Origin of the sequence: Enterobacter cloacae complex sp. P14RS (genome assembly GCF_014895895.1) — a bacterium.
GTDB classification, from domain to species: Bacteria; Pseudomonadota; Gammaproteobacteria; order Enterobacterales; family Enterobacteriaceae; genus Enterobacter; species Enterobacter bugandensis.
This window is the reverse complement of record NZ_JADBQM010000002.1, coordinates 1-19,613: the sequence shown is the minus strand read 5'-3', so window position 1 is coordinate 19,613 and position 19,613 is coordinate 1. Positions and strand designations below refer to the sequence as shown.

General features: G+C 60.5%; 8 protein-coding genes and 2 pseudogenes. 3 read left to right on the top strand and 7 right to left on the bottom strand.

Annotation, left to right across the window (positions count from 1 at the left end; all coding sequences use genetic code 11):
* Window positions 1-23 precede the first annotated feature (23 nt).
* Together IM295_RS01210 and IM295_RS01205 are read left to right on the top strand one after the other, a co-directional pair.
* Complete coding sequence (locus IM295_RS01210) at window positions 24-911, top strand: LysR family transcriptional regulator (RefSeq protein WP_063437854.1); 888 nt, start codon at window positions 24-26, stop codon at window positions 909-911.
* Between the two features lie 20 nt (window positions 912-931).
* Window positions 932-2,113, top strand: coding sequence for a PLP-dependent aminotransferase family protein (locus IM295_RS01205; RefSeq protein WP_047367525.1), 1,182 nt, complete (start codon window positions 932-934; stop codon window positions 2,111-2,113).
* 45 nt (window positions 2,114-2,158) lie between these two features.
* Here IM295_RS01205 and IM295_RS01200 read toward each other — a convergent pair whose 3' ends face one another.
* Entirely contained in the window at window positions 2,159-2,578 is a 420-nt protein-coding gene (locus IM295_RS01200; protein WP_193066106.1) for a nuclear transport factor 2 family protein, read from the bottom strand.
* Between the two features lie 97 nt (window positions 2,579-2,675).
* On the opposite strand from IM295_RS01200, the gene IM295_RS01195 reads away from it, so the two are divergent.
* Window positions 2,676-3,407 (top strand): helix-turn-helix domain-containing protein, encoded by a 732-nt coding sequence (locus IM295_RS01195; RefSeq protein WP_193066105.1) that lies wholly within the window; start codon window positions 2,676-2,678, stop codon window positions 3,405-3,407.
* A gap of 1 nt (window position 3,408) precedes the next feature.
* Here the strand turns inward: IM295_RS01195 and IM295_RS01190 are convergent.
* From IM295_RS01190 to IM295_RS01165, 6 genes and pseudogenes are all read right to left on the bottom strand, one after another.
* A pseudogene (locus tag IM295_RS01190) lies at window positions 3,409-3,630 on the bottom strand (HigA family addiction module antitoxin); the annotation flags it as partial.
* A pseudogene (locus IM295_RS01185) lies at window positions 3,621-3,773 on the bottom strand (type II toxin-antitoxin system RelE/ParE family toxin); the annotation flags it as partial. The pseudogenes IM295_RS01185 and IM295_RS01190, both read right to left, overlap by 10 nt.
* A 315-nt stretch (window positions 3,774-4,088) precedes the next feature.
* A complete protein-coding gene (locus IM295_RS01180) occupies window positions 4,089-5,258 on the bottom strand; it encodes an HlyD family efflux transporter periplasmic adaptor subunit (protein ID WP_193066141.1) in 1,170 nt (389 codons plus the stop codon).
* 10 nt (window positions 5,259-5,268) lie between these two features.
* Window positions 5,269-7,464 (bottom strand): type I secretion system permease/ATPase, encoded by a 2,196-nt coding sequence (locus IM295_RS01175; protein ID WP_193066103.1) that lies wholly within the window; start codon window positions 7,462-7,464, stop codon window positions 5,269-5,271.
* Entirely contained in the window at window positions 7,461-8,864 is a 1,404-nt protein-coding gene (locus IM295_RS01170; protein ID WP_041908566.1) for a TolC family outer membrane protein, read from the bottom strand. The genes IM295_RS01175 and IM295_RS01170 overlap by 4 nt, the downstream gene beginning before the upstream one ends.
* A gap of 80 nt (window positions 8,865-8,944) precedes the next feature.
* Window positions 8,945-19,048, bottom strand: a complete 10,104-nt coding sequence (locus tag IM295_RS01165; RefSeq protein WP_193066102.1) for a BapA/Bap/LapF family large adhesin — start codon at window positions 19,046-19,048, stop codon at window positions 8,945-8,947.
* Between the last annotated feature and the right edge of the window lie 565 nt (window positions 19,049-19,613).

Below are 19,613 nucleotides of genomic sequence, written 5' to 3'. Positions count from 1 at the left end.
ATTACTAACCAGGAGTTTGGAATATGGATAAGCTTCGCGGCATGGAGACGTTTATCGCGGTGGTAGAGAGCGGCAGCTTCACCGGCGCGGCGGCGCGGCTGGAGATGTCGGCGGTGATGGTCGGGAAATATATTGCGCTGCTCGAATCTCAGCTCGGCACACGGCTGCTGGAGCGCAATACCCGTCGCCAGAGCCTGACCGACGCCGGACGCGTTTATTTCGAAGAGGCCAGGCGCGTGCTGGAGCAGGTCTCGATTGCCGAAAGCGCGGTTGAACGGCTGCGCGCGACGCCCGCCGGCACCCTGCGCGTCACCGCCCCCACGTCGTTTGGCGGCTGCGCGATCGCCCCTCTGACGGCCACATTTTTGCAGCGCTACCCGGAAGTGCGTATCGAACTGGATCTCACCAACCGGATGGTTGATCTGGTAGAAGAGGGGGTCGATCTGGCCATTCGCATTGGCGATATCCGCAATGACGATCTGGTGGCGAAATATCTGTGTCCCTACAACATGGTGATCTGCGCCGCGCCGGATTATCTGGCGCGACACGGCACGCCGCAGACGCCCGCCGATCTGGTGGATCATCTGTGCCTGTCGCACACGGTGTGGACCGCGCGCAACGAGTGGCGGCTGCCGGGTGCGGAAGGGGAGGTGCGCTGGAAGCGGGATGCGATCTTAAGATGCAACGACGGCTACGGCTTACGCATGGCGGCGCGAGCCGGGGCAGGGCTGCTGCTGCAACCGGAAGTGCTGGTGGCGGAAGAGCTGGCAAGCGGCAGGCTGGTGCGTGTGCTGGAGCCGTTCACGCCCGCGCCGAGGCCGGTGCATTTACTGTGGCGTCAGGATTTGCGTCCCCTCCCTAAGCTAACGGAATTTATTGCGCATATTCTGCTAAGATTGGGCACAATATAAAAAAAGAAGGTAATCAAAGAATGTCTGCAAACAAACTCGCCAGCAGCGCGCAGGGCCTGCAATCATCTGCCATCCGTGAATTATTAAAACATAGCAAAATGGCGGGCGTGATTTCGCTGGGCGGCGGTATTCCCAATCCGGACCTGTTCGATCGCGAAGGGCTTAAAATTGCCGCCGATGCCGTGTTGTCACAGAATTTTGGCGAGGCGTTCCAGTATGGCCTGACGGAAGGCGTACCGGGGCTGCGCGAAGAAATTAAACGCATCTGCGAGGGGCGCGGCATCGCCTGTAAGGCCGATGACGTGGTCATTACTTCCGGCTCTCAACAATCTCTGGACGTGCTGGCGCGTGCGTTAATTAATCCGGGCGATACGGTTGTCGTTGAACGTCCTACCTATCTCGCCGCGCTGCAGGTCTTTGGCCTGGCACAGGCGAATTTTGAATCCGTCGGCACCGACGGCGACGGCATGAAGGTCGATGAACTTGAGGCGTTGGTGGCGAAGAAAACCATCAAGGCGGTTTATATCGTTCCAACCTTTGGTAACCCTGGCGGCGTAACGCTTTCCGAAGCGCGCCGTAAACAGCTGGTGGAATTATCAAAGCGCTATGATTTCGTGATTATCGAAGACGATCCGTACAGCGAAATTAACTACACCGACGACGTGTTCCGCCCGCTGATTGCCCATGCGAAAGATATCGGCAATGAGGATAACGTGGTGTACACCTCTACCTTCTCCAAAATCCTCGCGCCGGGCACCCGCGTGGGCTGGGTGCTGGTGCCGGAATGGCTGAAGCGCGCGGTGGTAAACCTCAAGCAAACCACCGATCTGCACACCAGCACGCTGTCCCAGCTGATGACCTACGAGTACCTGAAAACCGGGCGTCTGGCGAACCAGATTAAAATGATCCGCGAGGCCTATCGCCAGAAATACCAGACGTTTGCAACGGAACTGGAAGCCGAGCTGGGCGATGTGATGTCGTTCCACAAGCCGAAGGGCGGGATGTTCCTGTGGGCAAAAATGAACAACGGCATGAATACGACGAAATGGCTGGAAAAAACCTTAAGCAACGGCGTGGTGTTTGTACCGGGCGAGTTCTTCTACTGCAACGAACCGGACCCGACAACGCTGCGCATGTCATTCGTCACCCCAACGGATGAGCAGCTTAAAGAAGCGGTTCGACGCCTGAAGATCTCCCTGTAACAGAGCGCGCATAACGGCAGTTGCCGTTGTGCGCGCAGGGTGAGCTTATTGCGTGGCGTGGGCGAGCGCGCGGTCTGAAGCATCGCCGCCGATCGTCTGCGTCACTTCATGGATACGACAGATTTTCCCCTCGCGCAGTGCGGCAAACATATACACCTCTAATTCCGCCTGGCGACCATCTGGATACGTCACCGTAGCCCAGTGCCGGTCTGCTAAAAGATTCTCGTGACAGGCCAGCTCTTCTACCCTGAATGCGATCGCGCGGATCTGCGAGCGGACGTGGTTCAGGTGCTGCACAAAACCCCGATAATCAAGCGCGTGACCATCCGTGTACTGCTGGTAATCGGGCGTGAACACCTCTGCGGGATCTAATTCGCCTTTGAACAAGCGGCTTAACAGGCACGCCATTTTTTCGCGCTGTAGGGTATTGTCAGGCTGGGCTATCAGGGTTGTGATGAGGCTCATGTTGGCTCCTTGTGTAGTTGAGCCACCATTATCCTTGACAGTCGACGGCGCAGTTTCTGTAATACGTCGATGAATAACGATTTTCGGCCAGGATAAGATGATCGGTACAGAGACGCTCCGTCATCCCGGCGGTTACCGCACCGCGTGGCACAGCCATCCCACCGGACAGCTCTGGCGTATTGCAACGGGGCTGCTGGTGATTGAGACCCAACAGGGGCGTTCGGTTGTACCGGCAAACCATATTGGCTGGATCCCGCCGGGCCAGCAGCACGCCGCCTTTTCTGAAAGCGCGATAGAAGGCTGCGCTATCTATCTTGACCCTGCGTGCTGTGCAATGCTTCCCGATGTCCCCGCGCTGTTCGAGCCCGACGATCTCACTCATGCACTGTTTTCCCGCTTAAGCGTTGCAGAAAACGAGTACGATCCGCGAAAGCTCACCCTGCTGCTGGATGAGCTTGCCCTGACGCCTCAGGTGCGCTTTTATCTGCCCGTACCGACGGATCCGCGTCTGAAGAACGTGGTCAGCCACTTGCTGCAGTGTGTCGATGATAATCAAACGGTCAAGAGCCATGCCAGCCATGCCGGGATGAGCGTGCGTACGTTTAACCGTCGATTTAGCGCCCAGACGGGAATGAACTTCGTCAACTGGCGGCAGCTGGCGCGCGTCATGCAGGCAATGGAGTGGCTGGCGGCGGGGAAGCCGGTGGGATGGATTGCGCTGTCCAGCGGCTACAGCAGCGTCAGCGCATTTATTGAGGTTTTCAGAATGTGGACCGGTAAAACGCCGGGACAGTGGGGGATTAAAGGTGGCGCTGTAGAGCCGGTTTGATTCAGGCCACATCCGGCTGGCCTGATTTCCTTTTTGCCATGATTTCTGCAATCGTTTTTATACGGCTCAACTCCTCCTGAGTCCGGGAATTGGTTTGCGCTTCCCAGACGTCGACGTTTAGCTGCAGGTTCAACCAGAATTCAATAGTGGTATCAAACGCCTTGGCCAGTCTGATTGCCATATCGGCCGTCAGTTTACGATTATTATTAACGCTGGCGGGGATCTCAGCTCCCGGTGCGAGGTGGCAGCGTTGATCATATCCAGCTTCCTCGCTAAGGCTGATTCAAGGCTTGAAGGGATAACATTGCTTGATTTCCCGTACAGAAAAAAATCCTTAAGCCATTGATCACGAAAATGATTAATCATAGCGCTTATGAGCTCCACTCCATGAAGCTATGTGGATAGTAATGCACTCTTGCACAGTGCGCAAGTGCGTTTCGATTGGCGGCTATGTTACCCTGATGCAGGCTGAAGGAAAGCGGAAGGCGTCATTAAAAGCGGTTTCTTCGAGGCGGATTCCAGAAAAGGGGGATTGTGGTGTGGGTGCGGCATGATGCCCTCACTCCAGCCCTCTCCCACAGGGCTGAAGAATCCCCACAAATTAATGCGAGCAGCGAATCATCCCCTCGCCCCTTTGGGGAGAGGGTGAAGGGGAAGATCGTAGCCGCCGCCCGGCGAAGTCTATCGCTCCCTCAGCGCCTCCTTCGCCCGGTTAAACGGCTTGATCAGATAATCCAGTACCGTTTTCTCTCCGGTCTTGATGTCCACTGTGGCAATCATCCCCGGCACGATCGAGAAATGCCTGCCCGCCTTATTCACCAGGTAATCCTGGCTGGTGCGGATAAACACGCGGTAGTAGAACACCTCCGGCTTGGCCTCGTCCTGGATAGTGTCCGGGGATATAGTCTCCACCACCCCGTGCAGCCCGCCGTAGATGGCGTAATCGTAGGCGGTGATCTTCACCAGCGCCTCCTGGTTCGGGTGGATAAAGGCGATATCGCGCGGCGAGAGGCGGGTTTCAATCAGCAGATGATCGTCCACCGGCACAATCTCCATCAGTTCGCCGTTGGGCGGGATCACGCCGCCGATGGTGGTGACTTTGATGTTTTTCACGATCCCGCGCACCGGGGATTTTACCGTCAGGCGGGTGACGGAATCCTCGCGGCCTTTGAGGATCGCCGAGACCATATCCACCTCGGCGTTGGCCTTGGATAGCGCCTCGCGCGCCTGAACGTAATACTGGGAACGCACGTCGGTGAGCTTCAGCTCCAGGTCGCTTTTCTGCCGCTGCAGGCGGAGCACTTCCACGTGGCTGGCGGCGCCGGTTTTTACCAGCCGCTGGGTGATCGCCAGCTCTTTGTTTGCGAGATCTAACGCTGAACGCAGTTCACGCTGCGTGTCCTCAAGCTGCGAGCGGCGCGAATTGTAGAGCCGCGTTTCGGCGGCGGTCAGTTCGGTCCATTTCTCCAGCGAAGGCGGGAACTTCAGCGGCAGATCGTTCACCTCGGCGTACAGACGGGCGCTGGAGGCCAGCGACGCGCGGTAGCGCGCCGCGCTTTCGCCGACGTTCGATTCAGAACGCGTTGGATCCAGCCGCGCCAGCACCTGTCCGGCCTGCACCTGATCGCCTTCGTGAACGTTCAGCTCGGTGAGGATCCCCCCGTCCAGCGACTGCAGCACCTGCTCGCGCGAGCTGGGGATCACTTTTCCGGTTCCCGTTGAGACTTCATCCAGCATCCCAAACCACGCCCAGACGCCCAGCGCCACAAACATCAGCAGCGAAAAGATCACAATCCGCCGCGCGCCGGTATAGCCGCTTTCGGAGTCGAGCGCATTATCCAGATCGTCCATCGCGGCTACGTCACGCTGACTGATTTTCATTTTTCCACTCCCGTCCGGTTGCTGCCTGCTGCTGTTGCTGCATTCGGCTGTTGTTCAGCGCCTGCGCTTTTGGCGCGTCCATGACCAGCATCCCATCTTTCAGCACGACCACGCGCTCCACCAGCTCCAGCACCGGCACGCGGTGGGTGGCGACAACCAGCGTCCGGTTGCCGAGCCACGCCCCCAGGCGCTGGATAAATTCCCGCTCGGTGTGTTCATCAAGGGAGGCGGTCGGCTCGTCCATCAGTACGATATTCGGATCGCGCAGCAGCATCCGCGCCAGCAGAATGGACTGCCGCTGCCCGCCGGACAGCCCGACGCCGTTCTCCATAATCGGGTAGTCCAGCCCCTTCGGCAGCTTCTGCACAAAGCTGGCCGCGCCGCACATCTCCAGCACCTCGAAGATCTCTTCGTCGGTGGCGCGCGGCATGCCGAGGGTGATGTTCTCGCGCAGGGTGCCGTAAAACAGCCGCGCGTTCTGGGTCATAAAGCCGACGTTTCGCCGCACGTCGGCCACGTCCAGATGCGGCAGGCTGAGGTTGTCGAGCCGCAACTCGCCGGCCGCCAGATCCATGCCGCCCGCCATCGCCTGCAGGAGAGTGGATTTGCCCGCGCCGTTACGCCCGAGGATCGCCACTTTCTCGCCCGGCCTGATCTCCAGACGGTTAATGCGCAGCGCCATGCGCGGATCTTCCGGCTGATAGCGGAACTGCGCCTGCTCGAAAAGATAGTGTCCGCGCAGTACGTCCTGGCGGATCGGCGTCTCTTCACGCTGATTTTCAGTAGGAAGCTGCATAATGCTGTCCAGCCCCTCTTTGGCGGCCTTAACCTGCTGCCAGCGGGCGAGCACGCCGCACAGCGTCGCCATCGGGGCGATCATCCGCGAGGCCAGCATTGAGGCGGCCACCACCGAGCCGGTGGTCAGCGTGCCGTCAATCACCATCGGCGCGCCAACCACGATCACGGCGGCGTAAACCAGGCTCTGGACGGTCATCCCCCAGCTGATCAGGTTCTGGGTCAGCTCGCGGGTGCGTAGGCCGGATTCCGCGGTTATCTGGATATAGCTGTTCCACTGCTGCAAAAAGCGGTTCTCCGCCTGCATCAGCTTGATGTCCTCCAGCCCCTGCACGCTCTCCACCAGCACCGCGTTGCGCAGGGTGGATTCATGCGCCGACTGCTTCGCCAGCTCCGCCAGCTTCTTTTGCAGCAGCAGGCCCGGCAGGACCATGATTACCGCCGCTACCGGGGCGATCCACGCCAGCTGCGGGGCGATGATCGCCAGCACCACCACAAACAGGAAGAAGAAGGGCAGATCGACAATCGTCGAGATGGTGGAGGAGGTGACCATCTCGCGGATCTGCTCCAGCTCGCGCAGCTGGGAGATAAAGCTGCCGGTGGAGCGCGGAATGGCGCTGTGGCGCAGCCGTAACGCGTGGCCGAACACGCGATCCGAGACGCGCAGATCCGAGCGTTTGCCCAGCAGATCCATAATGTGCCCGCGCGCGACGCGCAGCACAAAGCCAAACAGGGTGGCGATCAGCACCCCGATGGTCAGCACGTAGAGCGTCGGGTAGGACTGGGCGGGGATCACCCGGTCATACACCTGCATGGAAAAGACAATGCCGGAAAGGGAGAGCACATTGATAAACAGCGCCGCCAGCATCACCCAGCTGTAGGGACGCAGGTCGCGCATCACCAGCCGGTAGAGCCAGTCCGGACGGTACTTTGAGATGTAGGCGTCCACGCGGCTGTCTTTCAGCGCGGCCAGCGGACGCAGGGCGATAACGTGGCGGATGGCGGGCAGCATTGCGCTCATCGACAGGCGGTTGGTGTATGTCTTGTCGTCGAAAAAGCTGACCTCGAGCGTATCGTCTCCGTCGAAATTCTCGATCACGCCGATTTTTCCGTCGTTCAGCGCCACCACCACCGGCAGACGCCAGCTGTTGATCGACTGCTGATCGGCCGTCAGCAGCTGGAACGTCAGCCCGGCTTCACGGGCAAGCTGAGTCAGCGCGGGCACCATCGGTTTGCCTTTCAGCCACGGCGCGCCCGCGACGAGCGAGCCTGGCGAACAGGCAACGCGGTAGCGCGTGGCGACAAAGCCAAACGCCTGAGCCCACTGCTCCAGCGCCTCATCCGTCATCGTTTCCCCCTGCGGGATGTCGCGTTGCTTCATGGCTGGATCTCCACGGTCTGGATGGTGCGGTTATCAAGATCGAACGCATGACGCAATTGCCCGGTGTTATAGAGGCAGTTGAGCTGCAGCTGATGCAGCTGACCGAGGGTCTGCTGCTGGGTAAAGCGCGCCTGATAGACCTCCTGCTCGGCGTTGAGCACGTCCAGCAGCGGGCGCGAGCCGAGATCGAGATACTGCTGCTGGTAGAGCTCGCGGGTGCGGGCGCTGAGCGCCTCCTGGCGGCCCTGAATTTGCAGCGTGCTTTGCAGGCTCATGACCTGGCTGCGGGCCTCCAGCAGCTTCTGGCGGACATCGAGGCGCGTGCGCTGGATGGTCGACTGCGCCGCTTCCACCGCGTGACCGGCGGCGTTGCGTCGGGCGGTGAGTCCGCCGCCCTGATAGAGCGGCATCTGGACTTTCACCCAGGCGGAATATTGGGTGCGGTCCCGCGTTTCGTTACCCGCGTAGCGATCGTTCAGGTAGTGACGGACTTCCGGCTCCAGCGAGACGGTTGGCGTCATCTGCGCGTCGGCGTAGTCAAGGTTAGCCTGAGCGACGTTCGCCTGTGCCCAGGCGGCGAGGACCGCAGGCACCAGACGATCGTCCGGCTCGGCGATATCGCAACTGCGGGCCAGCTTCTGCGGAAAGTCATTGCTGATATCGTTCAGGCTGTTCCAGCCGAGAAAGCTCATCAGCGTGGCGCGGGCGCTGTCGAGGCTGGCCTGATACTGCATCAGCTGGGCGCGTGCCCCTTCAATGCGCGCGTCGGTCTGCACCACGTCAGAGAGCGAGGTGGCCCCTTCGTCGTTACGCTGGCGGGTCAGGGTGCCTATTGATGAGAGGGCGTCAAGCTGCTCTTTGGCGGTGTCGACCATCTGCTGCCAGGTTTGCACCTGCACCATGGCGATAGCGGTATCGTGGGCGATGGTGTCGATACTGACCAGCACGTTGGCCTGCTGCTGGGCGACCCCGGCGTTTTCGGCCCGCACCTGGCTTGCCACTTTGCCGAAGTCGTAGAGCATCTGTGAAAGAGAGAGCACCAGCGACGGCGTAAAGCCGTTCTGGTCGCCGTCGTGGGAATACCCGTTGTCCATGCCGGCGTTGATTTGCGGATAGTATTTCGATTTGGCGACGTCGACCTCTTCGTTCTGTTCGTAGAGTTTGCCCACGGCTTCAGCGATCGCCGGGTGCCAGGTGACGGCGCGATTAACGGCCTCGCCAAGCTGTAGTGAACCGGGAGCGGCTTTGCCTGCCACCGGGGCGACGCGGCCATTCAGTGAGGGGAGTTCCTGCGTTTCGCGGAGCTGTCCGGTATTGATGGTTGCCGCCGGGTTTGCCGCGATGGCGGGTACAGATATCAGGCAGCACGAGAGCCACCAGTAAGGCATCTTTATTCCCATGTCTTGTCCCTAATAAAAAAGTACAGCTTTATTATTTATGCCCGGGCGCTATGCGCCCGGGTCATGTCCTGCAGGTGTTATCAGGTAATGATGTGTTGCTGGTTCACAAGCTCGTCGTACGTGGTCTGCACGTTATCAAGCGTAACGAGTGCAGTATTAGTGTAGGTGCTCCCTGCACCGTCACGGTCGATGGAGATCACAGTGTTGCTACCGCTTTGTGTGACATGGATATAATTCCCCAACGAAGCGGTATTCCCGTCCCAGCCCACCAGCAGATCGCCAATGTCGATCTTGTCTCCCTGCGCCAGGGAGAAGTTCGTCCAGTGGTCGCCGCCGGCGCTGGTGATGTTGCCCCCCGTCGCGTTGCCCGCCGTGCTGTTCAGCACCTGATAAATCAGGGTGTCGCCGTAGGCCGTACCGCTAATCACATCGTTATGCTCCGAACTGATAAATTTCGGCGCCATGTTGATGGTCAGCGACGCGGTGTCCGTGGTGCCGTTGGCATCGGTCAGGGTGTAGTTAAAGACCTCCTTCGTGGTAATGGTAGAGAGCGATATCCCCGGGTTGAGCGTATAGGTGTAACTGCCGTCTGCGGCAATCGCCAGCGTGCCGTAGTGACCCGTGATGCTCGACTGCGTGCTGCCGGTGTAGGGATCCAGCGTAGTGGTAACGCCGTCGTAGCCGGTAATGCTCACGCGGGTATCCACCGAGTGCAGCTGGTCCATCGTCCCTGCGGAACCGGTGCCGTCGAAAATGTTGCCGTCAACGGTGTGGGTGCCCGTGGCGTCGAACTGCGACAGCGAGTAGCTTGTGCCGGTGACGCTTGGGGTGATGGTGATATTTCCTACTCCCAGCGGCCCCATTCTGCCGGTATAGCTCAGGGTGTAGGTCCCCGCCTCCAGGTCGAGACCCGTCAGGTTGACCGTTGCCGTGCCGCCCAGCAGCAGCCCGCCGTTGAACGAGCCGGTTCTGACGGTGGTGGCGCCGTTGGTCAGCGTCCAGTCAACCGTCAACCCTGTAAGCGTCAGCAACGAGGCGACGTTAAACGACAGCACCACGTTGTGCAGCGCGGTATTGGCATCCACCACGAAGGTGCCGGAGCCGGAGCCCTGGGTTGAAGCGAGCAGCGCGGCGTTCCAGCTCGCCGACCCGACGGTTGTATCCGAGTACGCGGCGGTGTGGTGTACCGACGTCACGTCCATCGCGGTGCTGACATCATTCACCGCATTCATCGGCTGCGCGGTTGGGGTGATGTTGAGCGAAGCCGTGTCTTTCGTGCCGTCCGGCGCGGTAATGGTGTAGACGAAGGTATCCGGGGTGCTGATGTGGTCAACGCCGACGCCGCTATTCAGGGTGTAGGTGTACTCCCCGGCCGCGTTGATGCTCAGCGTACCGTACTCGCCGGTAATGTTCGTCAGACCGCTGCTGTTCACCGCTACGCCGTTAACTTCCGTCACCAGCGTGCCGACTGGCGCAATATCATCCGACAGAACGTCCCCGGTAGTGCTCGCGCTGACGCTCGCCACGCTGTAGACATGATCCTGCAGCACGTTCAGCGTGTAGGCCGTCAGGGCGGTGATCCCCGCAGCCGTATTCAGCAGGAACAGGTACTCACCGGCCGGCAGCTGCAGCGTCAGCTGAGGCGAGGTGCCGCCCAACAGCGGCGCGCGCAGCCAGCCTGGTTCAACGCGCATCTGCTCGAAGGTCTGGGTCGCGTTGTTGAACTTATAGACGTAAAGATCAAACACCGACGCCAGCGCCACGCCGCCCACGGAGGCCTGGATGGTCATGGTGCGGGTAGTGCCTTCCTCCACGTTATAGATGATGGGATTGGTCATATCGTCCAGCAGGTTCAGCCCCAGCGTGTTGCCGAGATTGATTCCCACCAGGGTAAAGCCGCCCTGGGACGACGTACCGTTGTCAATCGCGTTGACGGTGGTATCGAAGGTCAGCGAGTTCGTATCGTCAACCGCGACAATACCGCTGGTGGCGGTACCGGTGCCCAGCGACAGCACCAGATTCGCCGACGCGCTGACGCCGTTATGCGTGATGGTGTAGCTGAAGCTCTCCGTCCGGCCAATCACCGATGCGCTGGTGTTGGTCAGATCGTAGGTGTAACTGCCGTCGCGGTTAATGGTCAGCGTACCGTACTGGCCCTGGATCACCGTGCCGTCGGCAGTGACGCTGGTGGTGACACCCTGGGCGTTAGTGACGGCCGTGACCGTTGCCCCTGCCGGAGCGTTGTCGCTGCCTGCGGTTGGGTCAACGTCGGTGATCACGTTACCGCCGAGGCTGGTGTCGCCCGTAACGGTGCCCGGCCCGGTCTCTTTCACCGCCACGTCGAGGCTGGTGTAGGAGCCGGTTGCCAGCAGGTTGGTGTTATAGCTCAGCACGCGGTAGTTGCCGTCTGCCAGCCCGGTCAGGTTCAGCGATACGCCGGTTGCGCCGAGGGTCAGCAGGTCAGCAAACTGCGGCTGTCCGGTATCGACTACGGTAGTCCAGGTGTTGTTAACGGTGTCAAAGCGCTGAACCACCAGCTCAAGGGTGTTGAGCAGAGAGAGCACGGCCCCCGTGGCGTTGGCGTTCACGACGATATCCGCGCTGCCGCCGCTGCCCACGGTGAAGTTGACCTGAGCGGTGTCATTACCGAGCAGCGTCAGGACGTTGCCCACGGCGCCGACCAGCAGGAAGCCGTAGTCGCTGTACTGGCTGTTGGTGACGGTGGCCGTGGTGCTGAGATCCAGCTCTTCGACATTATTGCTGGCGGAGAGCGGCACCACCGGCGCGAGCGCCGAGCCGGGCTGTGAGATATTGCCCGCCGCGTCGGTGGAGGTGATTTGCAGCGTCTGGCCTTCAGTCTGTTTGTTAACGAAGGTGTAGCTGTACGTGCCGTTGCTGCCCGCTGTGGTCGTGACCGTTGAGCCGTCCGCGAGACGGATGGTGACGGTACTGCCTGCTTCAGCATTGCCGGTTAATACGCTACCGTCGGCGTTGAAGGTTCCGGTTGGTGCCGTTGGCGCGGTCAGATCGACGATAATCGTCGTCACGGCCGATGCCGGGCTGGTGTTGCCTGCGGCATCGGTGGCCGTGGCGGTGAAGTTGTGGGTGCCCTGCGTCAGCGTGGTGGTTTCCGGCAGCGTCCAGTTGCCATTGCCGTCGGCGGTGACGGTGCCCACCAGCGTGATGCCATCGTAGATCCGTACCGTTGCATTCGCTTCGGCGGTCCCGCTCAGGGCCGGACGCGTGTCGTTGGTCGGGTTGGTACCGGTTACCGGACCGATGACGCTACCGACATCATCAATTACCGAGCTGATGACCGGCGCTGCCGGAGCAAGGGTATCGACGTTAATCGTGTACCCGGCGGTTGGCGCGCTGGCATTGCCCGTCGCATCGGTGGCGGTAAAGGTCAACGTGTGCGGGCCGTTGCCCAGCGCCGGAGAAGGCGTATAGCTCCACGCCCCGCCGGTGGCGATCACGCTGCCGATCTGCACGCCGTTATCGAAGATTTTCACCGTAGAACCCGCTTCCGCCGTACCGCTGAGGGTTGGCTGCGCGTCGTTGGTTATTCCTCCGTTCGCGACTGGCGTTGCCGCATTGCCGACGTCATCCAGAATGCTGGTGAGCACCGGCAGCGCTGGCGGCGTGGTGTCAATCGTCAGACTGAAGCTTGCGGACGACGCGCTGGTGTTGCCTGCGGCATCCGTAGCCTGCGCGGTGAAGCTGTGCGCCCCCTCTGTCAGCGTGGTATTGAGTAAGATACTCCAGCTGCCGCTGCCGTCTGCGGTGCCCGTCCCGACCAGCGTGGTTCCCTCATAGATATTCACGGTGGCAAACGGTTCGCTGGTTCCGACCAGCCGCGGTACGGTGTCGTCGGTCGTCTGCCCGGACGTGATTGGCCCGGTAATGCTCCCCACATCGTCAATCGCCTGGCTGATAACCGGCGCGGTGGGTGCCGTGCTATCGACAACCAGCGTAAAGCCTGGCGAGGCGGGGCTGATGTTCCCTGCGGCATCGGTGACCGTGGCGGTCCAGGTGTGGCTGCCAGCCGCCAGTGGCGTGGACGGCGTAAAGCTCCATGCACCGGTACCGTCAGCCAGCGCGGTGCCGACAGGCTGCCCGTTTTCATAGATAGTGACCGTGGCGTTGGCCGTCGCGGTGCCGCTCAGCGTTGGCGTGGTGTCGTCGGTGCTTTGCCCGGAAGTGAGCGGGGTTTGAATACTGCCCACGTTATCTGCCGCGGCTGAAATGACCGGCGCAGACGGCACGCCCGTATCCACCGTCAGGTTAAACGGTGCCGTTGCAGTACCCACGTTGCCGGCCGCGTCGGTGGCGTTGAAGGTAATGGCATGCGGTCCGTCGATCAGATCGGTACCCGGCGTGAAGGTCCAGCTTCCCTGGGCATTGACCACGGCGGTGCCAATTTCGTTGCCATCAACAATCACGTGCACCGTAGAACCCACGTCGCCCGTACCGTTGAAGGTCGGACGCGCGTCGTTAGTGCTGTTACCCGACGTGAGCGTCCCCGTGATCGGTGCGACATCGTCAATCACGCTGGTCACCACCGGCACGCCGGGGCCTGCGGTATCGACGGTGAAGGCGAAGACCGACGAGTTCGCCGAGGCGTTGCCCGCGGCATCCGTTGCGTACGCGCGCAGGGAGTAGCTGCCGTCGTCCAGCGGCGTGGTCGGGGTGAAGGACCAGTTACCGTTTACGTCGACGGTCGTCGTACCCAACTGCGTACCGTTATTCATGATGTAGATGGTGCTGCCTGCCTGTCCGGTGCCGCTAATCGTTGGGGTATTGTCGTTGGTCGCCTGCCCGCTGGTGAGGTTGCCCGTAACGCCGCCAGGGACGTTATCACTTACCGTATCCAGCGTTGGAACCGTCGGCGCCGTGAGGTCAACCACCACGCTCCACGGGTCGGAGAGCAGGCTCAGGTTACCCTGCGGATCGGTTGCCTGAACCGTGAACGCGTGTGGCCCTTCGACAAGCGCGGTCTCTGGCGTAAAGCTCCACGCGCCGGTGCCATCAGCCGTAACCACGGCAATCTGGGTAGCGCCATCGAAAATGGTCACGATGCTGTTTGCGTCCGCTGTCCCCGAAAGGGTTGGCGTGGCGTCGTTCGTTTCGCTGCCGCTCGCTACCGGGGTGGCGGTATTGCCCACATTATCCGTTACGCTGGTGATGACCGGCGTGGTGGAAATGGAATCTACCACGATGGTGAAGTCCGCCGAAGGACCGCTCTGATTTCCCGCCGGATCGGTCTCGCGGATGGTCAGAACGTTACTGCCTTCTGGCAGGGCGGGCGTGGTGTAGCTCCAGGTGCCGGTATTACCAACCACCACGCTGTCCAGCAGCACGCCGTTGTTGTAGATGGAGATGGTATCACCCACCGCGCCAGTGCCGGTGAGGGTTGGCTGGCTGTCGTTGGTGGTCTGGCCGCTGGTCAGCGGACCGGTGACAGGACCCACGTCATCAATGACCGAGCCAATAGTTGGCGTGCCCGGCGCGGTCAGATCGACGGTTACGCTGGCCGCCGGAGAGCGGCCGCTGGTGGCACCGTTGAGGGTCGCGGTCACCTCAAAGGTGTGCAGCCCCTCGCCAAGCGCGGCCGGCGTATAGCTCCAGTTGCCGCTGCCGTCGGCGGTCACCGTTGTTAATGGCGTCGTGCTACCGTCCTGATAGATAGTAATCACGCTGCCCGCTTCGGCCGTACCGGTAAGCGTTGGCGTGGTGTCGTTGGTGGTTTTGCCTTTCACATCGCCGGTGACCGGGTCCACGTCATCGACGATGGCAGTAATAACGGGAACCTGCGGCAGCTCAAGCGGCGAGTCGGTGACGATAAAAGGCACGTCAGCGCTGGCATTTCCTGCGGCGTCCGTGGCGGTCACGGTCAGCGTGGTTGGATCCAGCTGCGCCGGGCTCAGCGCAATGGAGAAGCTGCCGTCGCTGCCGACAACGCCGGTACCAATGACCGTGCCATCGCTGTCTTTCACGGTAATGGTGCTTCCCTCTTCGCCGGTACCGGTCAGCGGTGTCCCTTCATCTGGCAGGCCCATGTTGCCCGGATCTGCCGGGGCAACGGTATCTACCGTCACGCTCACCGGCTCGGAACTCCCTGAAATATTACCCGCCGGATCGCTGGAAGAGACGGTGAAGGCATACTGGCCATCCGGTAGCGTAGTGCCTGCGGTCCAGCTCCAGCTGCCGTCCGACTGTATCGTTACCGGTGCTCCTGACGGGGTACCGTCGATGGAGACGATAACGGTGGCGCCGGGCTCGCCGGTCCCGGTCAGAGTCGGCGTGCCGTCATTCGTATAAAGCAGGTTATTAGACAGCTGGCTGCCCTCAACCTCGGTAATGGCCGGGACTTCAGGCGCAAGGGTATCGAGCGTGACGGAAACGACCTGGCTCGGCGCGCTGACGTTACCCGCGGCATCGACTCCCGCAACGGTGATGTTCAGCAGGCCGTCCTGCTGTGGTGGCAGGACAAAGCTCCATTCTCCGTTAACGACATCGACACGTCCTACCTCAACGCCGTTGTTGTAAACGATGACCGTGTCGCCAGTCGTGCCGGTACCTCCGACGGTTGGCGTCGCATCGGTGATTAAGCCCCCATTCGGCTGGCCCCCGACGGCGTCAAATACCGGAACATCCGGTGCTACGGTATCCACGGTAATCGTAATCGCTGGCGACGGGTCAGAGACGTTGCCCGCCTCATCGGTGGCGGTGGCGGTATAGACGTGGCTGCCTTCCCCAATATTACTGTCAGGACGCCAGCTCCAGTTGCCGTTACTGTCAACCGTCACGGTGCCCACGATGGTCGGTGTGCCGTTAACGGTATCAGTGATGTTGATAACGTCATTCGCCGTACCGGTGCCGCTCAGGACCGGGCGCGGATCGTTGGTGGTTCCGCCATCGGGAACGGGGCCGGTTATCTGGCTGACGCTGTCGGTAATCACCGGTGCTGCTGGTGCTGTTGGCGCATCGGTATCAATGGTGATGGTGACCGGCTGCGACGGGGCGCTTTCGTTGCCCGTGCCGTCCATATTGGTGACGGTCAGGGTAATGTCATAGGTGCCGTTAGGCAGCGGGGTAGCTGGCGTCCAGGTCCAGTTGCCGGTGCCGTCCACGAGCACATCATCAAGCTTGACCCCACCGTTGTAGATGGTCACGGTATCGCCCGGATTGCCGGTGCCGCTCAGGGTCGGCGTGGTGTCGCGGGTGGTTTCTCCCGGGTTCAGCGGCGTTTCTGTGCCGTCAGGATTGACGGTGATTGCCGGGATCTCCGGCGTGGCTGGCGGAACGGTATCTACCGTCAGTTCAAACGGCGTTGAGATGGTGGTATTGCCCGCGGCATCCGTGGCATGCACCGTCAGCGTATGCGGGCCGTCGGTGAGCGGGATAACGGGGGTAAAGCTCCAGCCGCCGCTGCCGTCGAGGGTCGCGGTGCCGAGCAGGGTGGTACCGTCATAGACGGTAATCACCGCATCTGCCGGCGCGGTGCCGCTCAGGGTCGGCGTGGTGTCGTCGGTGGTATCGCCGCTGGTAAGCGGCCCGTTAACGCCGCCGACGTCATCGGTTACGGTGGCGATGGTGGCCGCCGCTGGCGGTGTGGTATCGACGGTCAGGGTGAAGCCGCCTGACGGCTGGCTGGTATTACCCGCTCCATCGGTGGTGACAGCGGTAAAGATATAGGTGCCGTTAACAAGCGGTGTGGTTGGGGTATAGGTCCACGTGCCGCTGCTGTCGATCACAATGGTAGTGAGATCGACGCCGTCCTGGCGGATGGTGACGGTTGAGCCCGGCTCCGCGGTGCCGTTGAGCGTCGGTGTGGTGTCATTGGTGCTGTCGCCAGAGTTGAGCGCGCCGAGGCGCTCTGGCACGTCATCCACCACCTGGGTAATGACCGGCGCATCCGGGGCAACGCTGTCAATGATGATGCCCCAGCTGTTGGATACGTCGCTAATGTTGCCCGCCGCGTCAGTTGCGACGGCGGTCAGGGTATGTTGACCCTCAGCGATCGGGGTGTCCGGAGTAAAGCTCCACGCGCCGAGGCCATCGGCGACGGTGGTTCCAATATCAACCCCATCCACGCGGATGGTGACCGTGGCGTTGGCCGCGGCGGTACCGCTGAGCGTCGGGGTTGAATCATTGGTGGTCTCATTGAGGTCGAGCGAGCCGGTTCGTTCAGGCACATCGTCAACGACCTGCGTAATCACCGGGGCGGCTGGCGCCGTCCCGTCGACGATAATGGTCCACGCGTTCGATTGTCCGCTCGGGTTACCGGCGGCATCCGTCGCCGTTGCCGTCAGCACATACGTGCCATCGGCCAGCGGTGAGGGCGGCGTAAAGCTCCACAGGCCAGATGAGGGGACGGCCACCGTGCCGATGATATCGCTGCCGTTGAAAATCGTGATGGTCGAACCGGGTTCGCCCGTGCCGTTCAGGGTCGGCGCCCGGTCGTTGGTCAGCCCATTCTGGTCCACGGGACCGGTTGTGTTCAGCACGTCGTCAATCACCGACACGATAACCGGGGCCTGCGGTGGGGTGATATCCGGCGCCGCTGCGGAGGTTGCTGGCCCCGTGTTGCCCGCAGCGTCGGTGGCGTCTGCGGTCAGGATTTCGCCGTTGAGCTTAGGCGGGGTCAGCGTCAGGCTAAAGTTGCCCTCGCTGTCGGCCACAGGGGTGCCAAGGATAGCGTCGCCTTCACGGATGGTTACCGTGCTGCCAGGCTCCGCGGTGCCGGTGATGGTGCCGCCATCATTCGATACGACGAGGTCGCCGGGGGCCAGCGGCGGCGTGGTGTCCACGGTGAAGATGATCGGCTCTGATGGCGCGCTCTGGTTTCCGGCTGCATCGGTTTCAACGACGGTTATCGTGTGCGTTCCGTCCGCGAGCGGGCCGTCTGGCGTGACGCTCCAGGTGCCGTTCGGCAGCACCGTTGTGGTTCCAACCGCGACGCCGTTATCGTAGATAGTGATTGTGCCACCGGGCTCGCCCGTTCCCGCCAGGATCGGCTTTGACGCATCGGTAGGCGTGCCTGCGGTTATGGTCCCTCTGATCGCACCCGTGTCGTCGGTGAGCACAATCGCGGTTGGCGTGGTCGGCGGGGTAAGATCCACGGTGAGGGTAAATACCGGTGAGGCCGGTCCGAGGTTGCCGGCGGCGTCGGTTGCCCGCACGGTAATCTGGTGGGTGCTTTCAGTCAGATCGGTTGACGGGGTAAATGTCCAGGTGCCGTTGCTGGCGACGAGCGCCGTGCCAATGGCGACTCCGCCATCATAGATGGTTACGGTGGAGCCCGCCTCCGCGGTGCCGCTGAGCTGCGGGCGTGGATCGTTGGTGCTGCCGCCGTTTGTGACCGACCCCGTTTGAGGATCAATATCGTCCGTCACGCTGCCGATCGTTGGGGCATCGGGTGCGGTGAGATCCGGCGCCGTAATCGTTGTGCCCTGGCTGGTATTCCCGGCCGCATCCGTCGCGGTGGCGGTCACCTGTTCACCGTTGGTCAGCGGAGTGCCGAGAGACACGGTAAAGTTGCCGTCACTGCCGGTTTTTCCGGTGCCAAGGACGTTGCCGTTCGCGTCTTTCAGCGTGATGGTACTGCCGGGCTCGGCGGTACCGGTGACGCTTTTACCGTCCGACGAGAACTGAAGGCTGGAGGGTGCATTCGGCGGTGTTGTATCCGGGTTGGTGGGATCGACTGGCGTACTGGGGTTAGGATTGTTGTTATTCCCATCATCGTCATCCCCGCCGCCCCCGCCGCTGGAGCTTGCCACCGCCGCGATGGCGCCAGCCGCGACAATGCCGCCCAGCGCCCACGGCCAGATGGCGGCACCACCTGCATCACTCCCGGATGCGGCCAGCAAGGCGTCCGTGGACGCTATGGATTCGTACGTGGCGGCTCCGGTGGGATCTTCAATCCACCATAACGCACCGTCACTCTCCTGGAGCACCAGCTGGCTCACGCCCTGTGCGTCGGTGACATAGAAATTTTTAAGGGTGATCACTTCCCCTGAGTGCAGTGTCACCACCAGATCGTTACCACTTCGCGCGAAGTGGGAGACATCGGCTCGCTCTACATGAAGCTCAACGATAGAGGAATGGCTCAGCGTAACCTGTGTGCCTTCCGTAGTCGTTTCAACGCCAGTGAGTTTTGATATAACAGAGATTTGGCTCATTTAGGTATTACTCCAGCAGAGTTATCGTGAACGACGAGCAAGACGAGCCATCTCTGGAGAAGGTAAAGGGCGCCCCCGGCGGAGTTACTGTTTTTTAAACAGCACTCACCGTCTTTTTTAGAGCGAACGATGCCCGCCAGGATTCAGAGTGGCAACATCAGAGCGAATGTAATGACTTACGAGTCAGAATGTTTGCTATGCGTATTTTGTGCCTTATAAAACCCTGTAATTAATAGAGGATTTGGTTTTGAGGATATAAAAATGATATAGCCAGAAAACGGTGAATGTGCAAATTAAGCTTTCGTAAATAAAGAGGTAGGTCGTAAAGAGGCCATTAATTTATTGATGGGGTTTATGTATTTGGTTTATTAATTGATTGTTTTTGTTGGATTTTTTCTGATTACAGTATACTTTTTTATTTATGTTTTAGATGTAGTTTAATAATTGGTAGTGTCGTTTTTGAATGCAATTAAAAATGTTATTATTTAAAGCTGCTTAATCATGGTTTAAGTTAGGATAACATTTTTGATGTAAGATATATTATATTAAAAGGGATTTAAAATAT

What these genes read in the sequence shown, in the direction of transcription:
- IM295_RS01210 (WP_063437854.1), top strand. Translation starts at nt 24, where the DNA reads ATGGATAAGCTTCGCGGCATGGAGACGTTTATCGCGGTGGTAGAGAGC.
- IM295_RS01205 (WP_047367525.1), top strand. Translation starts at nt 932, where the DNA reads ATGTCTGCAAACAAACTCGCCAGCAGCGCGCAGGGCCTGCAATCATCT.
- IM295_RS01200 (WP_193066106.1), bottom strand. Translation starts at nt 2,578, where the DNA reads ATGAGCCTCATCACAACCCTGATAGCCCAGCCTGACAATACCCTACAG.
- IM295_RS01195 (WP_193066105.1), top strand. Translation starts at nt 2,676, where the DNA reads ATGATCGGTACAGAGACGCTCCGTCATCCCGGCGGTTACCGCACCGCG.
- IM295_RS01180 (WP_193066141.1), bottom strand. Translation starts at nt 5,258, where the DNA reads ATGGACGATCTGGATAATGCGCTCGACTCCGAAAGCGGCTATACCGGC.
- IM295_RS01175 (WP_193066103.1), bottom strand. Translation starts at nt 7,464, where the DNA reads ATGAAGCAACGCGACATCCCGCAGGGGGAAACGATGACGGATGAGGCG.
- IM295_RS01170 (WP_041908566.1), bottom strand. Translation starts at nt 8,864, where the DNA reads ATGGGAATAAAGATGCCTTACTGGTGGCTCTCGTGCTGCCTGATATCT.
- IM295_RS01165 (WP_193066102.1), bottom strand. Translation starts at nt 19,048, where the DNA reads ATGAGCCAAATCTCTGTTATATCAAAACTCACTGGCGTTGAAACGACT.